Annotated in this window: 4 protein-coding genes and 1 tRNA gene; 1 reads left to right on the plus strand and 4 read right to left on the minus strand. The window is 30.4% G+C overall.

Annotation, left to right across the window (positions count from 1 at the left end):
- Positions 1-4 precede the first annotated feature (4 nt).
- Positions 5-2,083 (minus strand): beta-N-acetylhexosaminidase, encoded by a 2,079-nt coding sequence (gene nagZ, locus ACNJYY_RS16420; protein WP_416729334.1) that lies wholly within the window; start codon positions 2,081-2,083, stop codon positions 5-7.
- A gap of 371 nt (positions 2,084-2,454) precedes the next feature.
- Here nagZ and ACNJYY_RS16425 point away from each other — a divergent pair.
- Positions 2,455-2,530: transfer RNA gene (locus ACNJYY_RS16425), tRNA-Ala, on the plus strand.
- Positions 2,531-2,853: 323 nt separating this feature from the next.
- Here ACNJYY_RS16425 and ACNJYY_RS16430 read toward each other — a convergent pair.
- From ACNJYY_RS16430 to ACNJYY_RS16440, 3 genes are all read right to left on the minus strand, one after another.
- The gene (locus ACNJYY_RS16430) at positions 2,854-7,884 is read right to left on the minus strand and encodes a sacsin N-terminal ATP-binding-like domain-containing protein (RefSeq protein WP_416729335.1); all 5,031 of its coding nucleotides are present in this window, start codon (positions 7,882-7,884) and stop codon (positions 2,854-2,856) included.
- Positions 7,885-8,817: 933 nt separating this feature from the next.
- A complete protein-coding gene (locus ACNJYY_RS16435) occupies positions 8,818-10,572 on the minus strand; it encodes a UvrD-helicase domain-containing protein (protein ID WP_416729336.1) in 1,755 nt (584 codons plus the stop codon).
- Positions 10,562-12,559 carry an ATP-dependent nuclease gene (locus tag ACNJYY_RS16440; RefSeq protein ID WP_416729337.1) on the minus strand — a complete coding sequence of 666 codons (1,998 nt, stop codon included), beginning with the start codon at positions 12,557-12,559 and terminating at the stop codon, positions 10,562-10,564. The genes ACNJYY_RS16435 and ACNJYY_RS16440 overlap by 11 nt, the downstream gene beginning before the upstream one ends.
- Between the last annotated feature and the right edge of the window lie 190 nt (positions 12,560-12,749).

Genomic DNA, 12,749 nt, shown 5'->3' on the forward strand with positions numbered 1-12,749 from the left:
CCTATTAGTAGCTTTCGCCATGACCAAACGGATATAGAATCTGTTCTAAACCATCTTCATAGATCGTAACTGGCAGCTTTCCTGTAGGGTTGTTTATTCCAAAAATCGTCTCTGCTGCCGCCCTAAAGCTCGCATCTCTGAAGCTGTATTGTGCAAGATAAGCTGAAACTTCAGGAAACGCCATAATATCATACGGATTTCTAATGCCTACTGCTGTTGTTTTATCTGGTGCTGCATCAATAACTTGGTTGACCATCTGCATTTGAGGTGAAGACGGTAGTCGCCCAGAAACGGTAGACGTATGAGTTCCTAGCACAACAAGATCGGCATCTTTTACTTTTTGCAGTTGTTCAGCATTTAAAGGTTTATCCGCTTTGATCAACTCTACCGATGAGTGGTGAGCAGATAACGCTTGTTGAAGGTTTTCGATATAGGTATTACCAATAACAACTACAGAATCGACTTCGTTTTTGTTAACAGGTAAAAGGTTTTCGTTCTTTACAAGTGTTATTGATTTTTTTGCTACCTCATTCTCTAAAGCCTTATGCTCTTGTTTGCCAACGACTTTCTCTGCGTGTCCTATTTTCTCTTCTATTGGTGTTTCGCTTACTTGTTTGTAAATCCCGCGATTCGCTTTTAACGTCAATAGACGATTAACCGATTGATTCAATCTTTTTTCTGTAATTTCACCATTATCCACGGCCTCATAAAGTCCATTTGCGACTTCTTCTAATCCCACTGGCATTAGTACGATGTCTGTTCCAGCATTTACTGCACGAATAGCAGTATCAACTGGACCAAAGTGATCTACTATAGCTTTCATATTGAGTGCATCTGTAGAAATAACGCCTTTAAAGCCCATTTCTTTTCGCACCAAATTCGTTAATACTTCATAGGACAATGTAGCTGGAAGATTGATTTCTGTTCCATCTTTTTTAGAAATAACAGTTGTTGGATCAATCTTAGGAAATGTAACATGAGCTGTTAATATGGCATCTATATTTTTATTGATCGCTTGCTGGAAAGGATATAGCTCAACTTCTAGAAGTCTTTCCTTTTCATGAGGAACAGAAGGCAGACCTAAATGAGAATCTACTGCTGTGTCTCCATGACCAGGAAAATGTTTAGCCGTTGCAGCCATACCTGAATCTTGCAATCCTTTAATATAGGCAGTTCCTAAGTCAGCAACAAGTTGTGGATCTTCACCAAATGAACGAACACCGATAACAGGATTATCAGGATTATTATTTACATCTAGAGCTGGCGCTAAATTCATGTTGATTCCTAGCGAATGAAGCTCTGATCCGATAGCATGTCCGACAGATTCCGCCATCTCTGTTGATCTTGTGGCACCAAGTGCCATATTTCCTGGGAAATCGGTACCGCTCTGCAAACGTGTCACAATTCCACCTTCTTGGTCGATTGATACCAATAAACCATAATCTTCATTTACTTTTTTATATTCATCGACTAATCTTACTGTCTGCTCTGTTGTTACTACATTTTCTCTAAATAGAATTACGCCACCTAGGTGATATTTTTTTACAAGTTCTCTAATCTCATCGTTCATTTCCGTTACAGGTTGCCCTTTCCAATTACGGAAATCTGGCATCAACATTTGTCCTATCTTTTCTTTTACTGTCATAGACTTTATCGCTTTTGTGATCACGTCATATTTTGGATTTTTTTGTTTAAGAAATTCAGCCTTTCCGTCCTTAACACGTATTCCAATTTTGTCGAACGATTTACCATCTGTGACTATGATCATTGTTGTGCCATTCTTACCGCTTAAACTTACAAGACCATCATTGTTCACTGAAGCTACTTTTTTATTCAGTGACTTCCATATCAAATGCTTTGTCACTTCGACATACGTTCCATCTTTACTTGTTAACAATGCTGCTAAATCTACTGTATCCCCGTTAATTTGCTTATCTAGTTGCGGCATATTTTGACCGATCATTAAGCCTTCATTTCTTTTATGTTTGGCTGAAACACCTTCAGCCTTCCCACCTCCAGCAAACATAGGAACGATCAATAGGGCAATCAAAAGAACATACCGGATGTTTATTGATGTTTTCATATTACTAACCTCCTTCATATTTGGTAGCGCTTTCTTTCTTTGTCACTTTTCGGTAGAAAAAAAGCAGTTCCTGTCGTAAAAGGACAAAACAGAACTTAAGTCCTTTAAGCTACTAGGCCTAGTTGTCTATACCAGTTTTATTAAAAATACTTATAAGGTAAAAAAGACTTATATCCTTTTGTGAGAGAGTCATTTAAGCGAAGAATTAGAATCTTTAAGTAGTGAAAATTTCAGATGAAATTTTCAGATGATCAAAAGATTAAATATCTTAATTATTATTTGAAGTTTAGAAGGAGGATATGCAAATTTATCCAAAAAGGTCTTGCTCGATTTTCAGAATAATTATATACTTTTGTATGTCAGTATAAATTGGGGGCTTAGCTCAGCTGGGAGAGCGTTTGGCTGGCAGCCAAAAGGTCAGCGGTTCGATCCCGCTAGTCTCCACCATACATAACAGTCGAAAACCATTGAGGAATCAATGGTTTTGTTTTTTTATTAAAGGCAAATTTTTATCAAATAAAATTGTTTAATCGTATAGGTTCACATTTGGTTCACCTTTAGTTAACTAAAGGGAAAAATAGGATGATTATAATATATTTGCAGTAATTTCGGTGTTATAATTTGAAAAAAAGCACCTCGATCATCTGCTCTGGGCTTGCAGATAATCGAGGTGTTGTATTCTTTATTTACATTACTTTACTAATTTCTTTAAGAAGGAGATCTGCACTATTTTTAATTGAATTTATTAAATAAATGAGACGGTTAGTGGATTATTCAAGATCATTCACTTCCAAAATAATATTTTCATGTGATGACTCAATAATAGACCTAGGTATTTGAGTATATTTCCATTCAAGTTCAGTATAATTCGAGACAGAATTAGACAAATAGTTGCTTAATGACCTATCCGTTATATAATTTCCATTTACAATAGCACTCTTTTTTTTCCCACTTAATGCATTAATTAAATGATAAGTCCAAACTCCATTCATTAAAATATCCGAGGAATATGAGCTTTGACCTGTTAAACAAGATAAATATATAGAATAATTTGGATTTTCGTTAGTGTATATAACTAATTCATCATCAATAATATCCGATATATTACTTCTCTCATTTTCATCCTTAAAGATTTTGGCACATGCATCTATAAAAATTAATGCGTTATTACATTTTGATTTTTTTAAAGGATCCAATAATAACTTTGATAGTGATATTGCTGTTTCCGTTATACTAGAAGAATGCATATCATAAGTTGACAAGTAATTTGTTACTCCATTATGGAATCCATGACCTACATAATAAAAAATAAATCGATCTTTCTCAGTTAATGAATTAAATAGCATTTTAAGATCAAATTCTAAATTCGACTTTACTGCCTCTTCATTTTTTATAACAATAATATCTTCTTCCCTTATTTTCATATGATCAATTAATACATTTTTAAACTTCTCTGCATCATCGTTAGCATATTTAACAGGGGGGATTTGATTCTGATTTCTAGGAAAATAATTTTCTATAGAAATAATAAGAGCAACGTTTTTTTCATAGTGCGGTTTACTTAATGTTGTTACTGTTTTAGGTGGTCTGTTTTCTATAACATTTTGATTCCCCACACGAACATATTTATAATTACTAATTAAAACTGGCTCATCATTTTTTCCTATTTCTATAGCAAATATAATCTTTTCGTTATGTTGAGTCCAATCATACTTAATCTGTGGAACCTTTGATAATAATTTTACAGCTTCTCCTATAATCTCAACTACTTTAAATTCTAAACTTATACCTACAACTTCATTTAAATGTGAGTTAACTTCTTTAATTCCAAATATTAATTTACCTCCATCAGTATTACTAAAGGCTGCTATGGTCTGTGATAATATCTGTGGAGTATATGGGACTGGGTTAAAGTCTAAAACCTTAGACTTCTTCTCTTTTAATAACTTATCTAAGTCATCTGAAATAAATTCAATGTTATTAATTGGAATTTTATTCATTCCTGTTTTCTTAAATAATTGTCCCATAGTTATCCTTCTAACACTATGTAAACCACCATTTTCACACCACAGTTCAGCATCCATATAGTCTAGAACATCGAACTCAGAAGTATAGTATAATAAAACCTTATTTCCATCAGAAGGTCTGGCAACTACCGCTATTTCATTACCATTTTTATAGATCCCTCCAATTATACTTTTAGCTATTCGATAACTATTTGAACAATCATATTCATCTAAAGTTTTTAGATAGTTTAATACATTCGTAACTGCTCTATCGACTAAACTTTCAGCATGAACTAATGCATTATATTCCGATTTAGATAAATGATAAAAAGAAGGAGGCATTTTGCTATTTTCAATTTTACTTTCTAATTCTGCAAATGATTTTAACTTATTATCATTTGTAGCTCCTAAAATTTCGCAGTCATCCTCATTAATATGAGTAATATCAAATTCTTCAACTTCGAAATAATGCTTTATTTCTGGAATAGATGATCTTAAAAGAAAGTCAATTTTTTTGTCATGACCTCTTAAATTATAATAATTACCTAAATCCCCAGATAATTTTAATAACACACTGTTTGAATCCCATGGTTCCTTTACATAAAGTGTGTTATCCATAAAGTGAGTATAAACTATTTTAGAAAATGCTAATTCATCATAAGTAATTTTTAATTCTTCTGCTTCGTATAATTCTAAGGCATTTGTATTTTCTTCTAGCATACTTAAAGTAGTATTTATCAATTCGTTACTTTCATCATTTTCAATCCAAACTTTTAAGAAAGGTAAAATTTTATACAAATGACTCTTTAACGAATTTGCTGACTTTATTTCGGAATGAACTAATTTAAACTCGCTTTGTCTTAAAATTTTTACTTTAAAGCAGTTTAAAAATGTTTCTAGAGACCGATGCTGTTTATTTTCGGAGCTTAAATAAATGAACCCATATTGTTCTTGGAATATAGATTCATTTCCATCCCAATAATAATATAGACTATTGCATTCACTGAAAAACTTTTTACTATTTAATAAACAATTTTCTTCAGACCATTTTTCCACTATTTCAAGTTGTTCCTGATTCCAATACTCACAATTGTCCATAAGGTGGTGATATATTGACTGAATTCTTTTTAAATTATCTTCTTTAACTTGATTGTTATCGAGGGTGTCTATAGAAATTTGTGATAAAAGTTCTAAGTAGTCTTCAAGCTCAAGATGATTTTTAAAATTAAAAAATGATTTCCATTCTGATGAAAGCTCATTGCCATGAAAAACTGGCAGATATTTACCTGCGACTTCAATTATCTCTTCCGAATTAAGAATAATTGTACTCGATTTTAAACAATTATTCTTTACTGTAGGTAAACAATTATTGTTCTTAATAAACCAAGAAATGTAGTTTTCTATCTCATCACCACTAATTCTCCCATGACGCCCACTATATCCCCAAAATGCAAGAGCAGGTTTTTTTAATTCATTTGGAGAATATAAATCCATTATGTCTTCCCATAATATTTTGGCAACTTTAGGATTATTATTTATATTTTCAAGAAACTCAATTGAAACTATTCTTTCAAATTCATCCGCCCTAAATACAGAATGATAGGGTTTAAACTTTTTATCATCCTCATTAAAGTATTCATCTTTAATTCCTTTTGATAATAATTGCTGTTTAGTATATTTGTCTGAGTAGTTTAGAAGTGAAATTCCCTCCTTAGCACCGAGTTTCTTAAAAAAACGTTTCCATTCGTCAATTTCTAATTTATTTTCACAATACTCTTCACTAATAAAAAAATCTTTCTGAATTAACATTTCTAATTCCACTCTTGGTTTATAGTAATTAGATAAATAACATTCTTTTACTGGTATTAGTGAACCCTTTTGTGTAAGGATTTTGATTTTATTTAAGTCATTTAAAAGAGCATCATCCAAAATACCTTTTTTATATAATAAAAATAAATCAGTAATTAATTTATGTGTATTATCTAATGTTGAGATGCCTTCAATATTCGGTATTATATTTTGACGAATGTAAGTTACATCAGTTTTTTCCTTAACACCTAAATTTTCAAGCCATTTATATAACTCTTGGTTGCCTTTTATAGTTTTTTGAATTGCTTCATGTAAAAACATCAGATCACTTTCAGGGTTATTCCAATTTGTATCATCGGGAGTAGGAATACATACTTGATTAGGAAAGCTTAGCTTATGTTTGTGATTCCATATAAAAGGAAGACTCTGCATGAATTGATCATCAAATGTTTTAGTCTTTTTATCATAAAGTTTCTTCAAATGAGAAATTAAATTAATATTTTTAAACTCATTATGTTCCTCATAAAAATAAGATGAAAGAAGAAACTTACTAAATTCATTCCAAGCAAATTTAAAGGAACATAAATCATTTATATATGTTGAATAGGGATTACTTTTTATAAATTTTTTTTTCAAGGATTCTTCATAATCTAAAAATCTACATACATATGCTTTAATTGCTTTTTCCCCAACAAAAGCTTTTTCAGATAAAAAAGTTGTATCTACTATAGCATCCCTAACCGTTATTAATTCATCATCTCTTGTAAGTATAAATTTAACTTTATTAAACGCTTCTTTAATACCACCATTGAAACTATTCCCTAATTCATTTTTATACATTTCTTTTGGGATTAATTGATAAGCTTGATACTTAAACTCCGAGCATACTAACTCTGCAATCCAACAAACAATTTCAACAGGTAATGAATTAAAAATCCATTGATTCCATTTTGAATCACTATGTAATGATTCTCTATTAGCCGCAGTTAAAAAACTTGTATTTACCAAGACTGGAAGTTCATATTTAGATTCACCTGTCGGTAAGTAAGAATACAATAGATTTTCTTCTTTAGATAATTTCACTATTTCATTATTAATAATTTTTGCAGCTAAAGTAATCTCAATTTCAGTTGCTGCTGCTAATTTTTCTGGGATATTTCTATCTTCATTAAGAATTGCTCGCATACTCTCTGGTACTTTTAATGTAGTACTTTTAATTATCCATTCTGAATTGCTATGTCTATTCTCTAATTTTATTCTGTTTTCACTGCTACGATCTATCAAGATCGATGAACTCTGAGAAAGTTCAAAGTTAATTTTAGAGATATTTTTTAAGAATAAGAACATATTTGTGTTTTTAGTTAAATAGTTTATGGCTTCTTCAACGTCAGCTAAATTATGTAAAGTAATAATTGTTGCAACATTGATATCTTTACTTTTTATAAACTCCCTTATTGATAAATTTACTTCATTCTCTTTTGTATATATAGGAATTATCTGCCAAGGGTATTGAAACTTCCTGCCACTTTCAGTTTCCCATTCCTCCCTAGAATATTCCCATTGCCATTTAAAATCATAGTCTCTATCAAATCTAAAATACTCACCGTTCGAATAAATTTTTACCTTATCTGACTGACCAAATACAGATTTAAAACCTATTCCCTTATAGCCTGTCTTGCTAATGTCATTTTTTTTGGTTCCATTATTCACATTACAAATCCCCATTAAATCCCGCTTATCAAAAGCTTTTCCACTATGACCAAATATTAATTCTTGACCTATTATCTTCACCCAGACTTCGACAGGATTACCCTTCTCTAAAGAATCATCAGCATTTTGAAGTAATTCATAGATGAATCTATTTGCATCTGTATATAAATCACCAGATAATGCATTTAATGAGCTTGCCTGATTTACTGCTTGTGTCGGGTTTTTATAAGAAGAATTCTCTTCAAATATACGTATAATATCTTGATAGATTGTCAATTGTACCCCTCCAAAAATCACATTTATCAACAAATAATATAACCAATATTTTCTAATAACTCAAATTTTCATCCTACTTAAATTAGGATTAGAAATATGTACAATTAATAATTAAATCCTTTTTAATTAAATTAAAACAATTAGGAAAATTATAATTCCAGTCATTACTTGGCAATCTATATTTTGGTAGTAATTCTTCAAAAAATGATACATAACCTATTGATCATTATGACTTATAGTTTTCTCTTTTATATTCTTTGATTTTCTTAACATTCAATTTAAATAACATAATGTTTAACATCTTCATAGCTTTTAACTAAATTATTACTTTACCTCTATTAACTAACCTTCACCTAAAGTTTAAGTGAAACCCTCACAAAGTCATCTAAAGCTGAATTCTTTGCTGCGCAGTATGAGTCTCCTATGTAACACCAGAGTTACTCACAATGTGGCCAGATTCTTAAATAAGAGGATTACACGACCAAAATCCAATTAACATAAAAAAAGACCTTGGCATGTAACCAACGTCTCATAGATTATATTAATTGAACCTTCCATCTCGAACTTGACTAATTGAAGATTTCATAGTCCTATCATAGGTTTATAAGAATGTTAATTTATCAACGTTTTTCGAATTTTCTTTCCAAAGCTTTTTAAAGTTTTCCAAACTTAATCTGCAAAAATCGGGCACGTTGATAATATGGTTGGGATCCCAAGTATGAACTTATGTACGGAACATATCTCACCCTTTTTATCCTTTTAATTATCTTTCAAAAAAGCTGATATTAAAACCTTTTCAATTTAACGATTTTTATAATGTATCATATCTTTTTAAATAATTTTGGTCCGATTTTGGTCTGAATTTTGGTCGAACTAAATTATAGGTAAATTTTCAACAATCGCACCCGATCGGAGTACAATTTTTAAGAAATTTTAATCTGCAGACACTACTAAAAAAGGAGCTCTAATTTCCCATTTTTTATCTAATTTTTCTTGTGTTCTATCATTCCAGTCATCTATATGCATTGCAAAAACAAATAGATGTGTAACTCTACTCATTGCCACATATAATAAATTATGATTTGTATATAAATAGTTTCCATCTTCATTAACCTCATATCTGTGTAATAAAATATTGGTTAATGGCTTTTCATTAAAGTCCACTACTAATACTGATCTTAATGTTTCACCCTTTACTGAGTGAATAGTAAAAATATCATTTGTATTTTCGACGTCATCAACTAGTGGATTTAATAATAGAGTTTCAAGTTGGTTAAAAATATTATTACTTATATTAATACTTGCAACACCTTTTTCTTGCAGTATTTCATTAATAAATTCTTTTAACTCTGTTTTTGTAGTACTAGTTAAACCATATTTTATTATTTTAATTAGTATGGTATGTAGTTCGGCGAGTTTGTAATGACCACTAAACCACAATTTCGCTGTAGAAAGGTTTTCTGTGTTAGTCACTACTTTTTTTACTATAAAATCTGTAACAAAAGATTTTAAAATATCATTCACTGATTTTATTTTTTTCTTCTTCTTTTCTTTATATGCCACTCCTTTTTTCACTATAGATGACCAACTTCTAGCCCAAACAAGAACCTTGTCATCCATAGTATTTCCCCTAAAAAATTGATCCATCTCTTCATACTCTTTTATGATTTTTTGATATTCAGGGTAAATTTCTTCTTCATCTTTATATAATAAAATTATCGGCTTAAATGACCTTTTTTCAGGATATGTTTGGATGTTTGCGTTTGGCATAATGATATTTAAATGTTCTGCAATTTCGTTTCCAAAACGGTTAGTTATATTCAACTTAAAAACCTGTTGTTCATCAATTTCTGGTATTGGTTGGTTATATGTAATAGTTTGATAAGGGTCACCAATTTTTTGGAAAACATTACCCTCAATCCCAAAAAGGTCTTCTAATAAAATAGTTCCTGGTGGGGTTGTATCTTGAAATTCATCTAAAAAAACATATTTAAAACGTTGTCTCAACATTGTTTTAAATCGGCTTTCTAGTAAAAAAATACTCGAAAACAAAAAAGTATCTTCGTGAGTTAAAAACCCCTGTTTTTTTCTAGAATATTTTGCAGCTAACATTTGGGTTTTATATCTATCAAATTTGTCCCAGTTGGTAGAGTTATATAAATCCAAAGTATTATTATCTTTATTCAGGAATAATTCGCTGTTGTTAATTCTCCTAGATATTGCTTTTTTGACACTATCATTCATCCAGGGATATTTACGTCCCAGAAAAGCTTCATAATATTTCAAATCACTTTCATGTTCTTTATCAATTATTAATCCATTGTGCTTAAATTTATATTTGAAGAAAGGAAAAACACAATAACGATTAAAAAATTCATGGATTGTCCCTATAAAATGGGGATGGTCAATAATTCCTATACCAGCTTTGCTTAGAACATTATTTATTTCATCGACTGCAACATTGGTATGTGTAATAATACAAATGCCATCCTTGCTATTTAATGCAATTAAATATTTAAGTAATAATACTATCTTAGCAGCTAAGGCAGTGGTCTTTCCTGCTCCTGGTCCTGCAACAATTGTTTTCGACTCATTTAATTCAATAAATTCCTTTTGCTTACTATTAAAATGACCGTTTCCCAATAAAATTTTTTCGACTAATTCATAGTCTACTTCATTAATTTGCACCTTCCTCCCCTCCAGTTACATGATAAATAGCATCAATAAGATGTCTTAATGATTGGTCTGAAAGCAATTTTTCTTTTAATCTAGATTTATTATCTATCAAATATTTAGCAAACTGTTGTGCTACAACTGCCTTTGACACTTCCTTTTCTAATAAAAACCTATAAATAGCTGTTGCTCTTGTATTTTCGTTAGTATGTGTTTTCCATTCTTCCTTTTTAGTCAATCTATTTGTTTCTTGAGTATAGTGGCATTCTAATAAAATATTTTCAAAATCATCTCTCAATGTGCTTAATCCAATAGAATGTTCCAAAGTCCATGGATTTGAAATAAAAACTTTTGTTTTCTCAGTATCATGAAAATATCTTTCTTCTACTTCAGAAGCCCTGTTATCTTTATACTCTTCAAATTTTGGATCTATGTCTTTCAATAAATCAAAAACCTGTGATTGAATCTCTTTAAACTTTTTGCTAAGTTCATCACCCGATAAATTTTCTTTAATTTTTTTACCATATAATGTCTTAGATTTATTAAATATTTCTTTACTATCTATACATATCTTTTCAAATTCTTTATCTATAACATCAAAATCATATAAATCAGCAATTGCCTTGTTTAATTCATCATTTATTTGGATGTAACTAGGTTCATCATAATAATCCACAGGTTTTAAATCTAGATCAGTTATTATTGATACCGGAAAATTCATTTGTTTATTTTCATTTGTTCTTAGAAAAATAGATGTATATCTTTTAAATGCAAGATTCCCAACGTTTATAATTGAAACACCATATCTATGCAAAGGTCTTTCGATAACTTCCGAGATTGCTGGCAATAATAAATTCTCAGCATCTCCCTCTACAAAAATAACCCCTTGAGCAAAAAACATATTAGCTTTTGTAGCATCTAAAAAACGTTCTAAAAACTCATAATCATCTTCTTTTAATTTTGTATTTCCTTTTTTCATAGGATAGGCTTGTTTATTGTAAATAAAGATAATGCTTTCAAGTGAAATTGAAGAAGCCAAGACTGGACTATGTGATGTAAATATATATTGAATTCCAGTATCTTTAGAGGTTTTTTCAAAATACTTAATAACACGTAACTGAGCTTGTGGATGTATATGCGCTTCTACTTCTTCAATAAGCACTATTTTGGGACCAACTTCTGCTTCGCTCAGTAATAATAATTCAACTGCCATAAACAATAAATTTGAGCTTCCTAACCCTGTCCCAACTTCCCCTAAATTCAATTCAAGCTTTCTCAGAATGTCAACAAAACTCATCTCTTTACTTCTGATTTCAGGTTTCTTTTTATTATTATCTTCAAAAAATTGATCCACAGTTAAACCTATTTTATTTAATACAGGCTCATTTAAGATAGTCTTTAACTCATCAAACGCGTCAGTAAAGCTATCAATGATTTGCTTTTGCTCTTGACTATCATCAGCAAAATTACTTAAGTTTTTTACAACCTGTGCTATTCGAGAACGTTTTCCTGGATTTAACTCAATTGCTGCATCTCTTAAAGGTTTTAAATATGTCACTGACAGTAATTGCCTTACAATATCATTCATACCACTTTCTAGATTTTCCGGACCAGCTTTTATTATTTTTTTTATTTTTTTCTGTTTATTTATATCCTCATAAATATCGGCTTCCATTATTACTCGAAGTTCAGTCTTTTCTGAAGTTAGTGTTAACCATTCGTAAAAGAAGGATTCTTCTACCTCGCTTATGTCTCGAAATATACACTCTATTTTCATGCTTGTACTATCTTCGTAAAAATCTTGTTCCGTTATCCAGTTCACATCTTGATTATTTGTGGAAAGAACAGTTTTAATAGCATCAATGATTGCAGTTTTTCCGGAATCATTCTCACCTACAATCACATTGAGACCATTGTTGAATTCAATTTCAATTCCACACTCCCCGTTTTCTCTTTCAGCAAATTTCCTCCAGTTCCATAACTTTAAACTATGAATATACATTTACTTTTCCTCCTCTAAAAAAAGGGTATTAAATTTATTTGATATTTTTGTAGTATTTGTAATTGATCGTTAATTTTATAAAGGTTTATTCAACAATCGTTTGATTTTAAATTAAAGGATTATACGCCAACAAATTTAATTCACCATAAAAATATGATCTTTCAAAAGACTAGTTTCTCATGCTCGAAAT

This window comes from Fictibacillus tiangongensis (genome assembly GCF_048083785.1).
In the GTDB taxonomy this organism is placed as follows: domain Bacteria; phylum Bacillota; class Bacilli; order Bacillales; family Fictibacillaceae; genus Fictibacillus.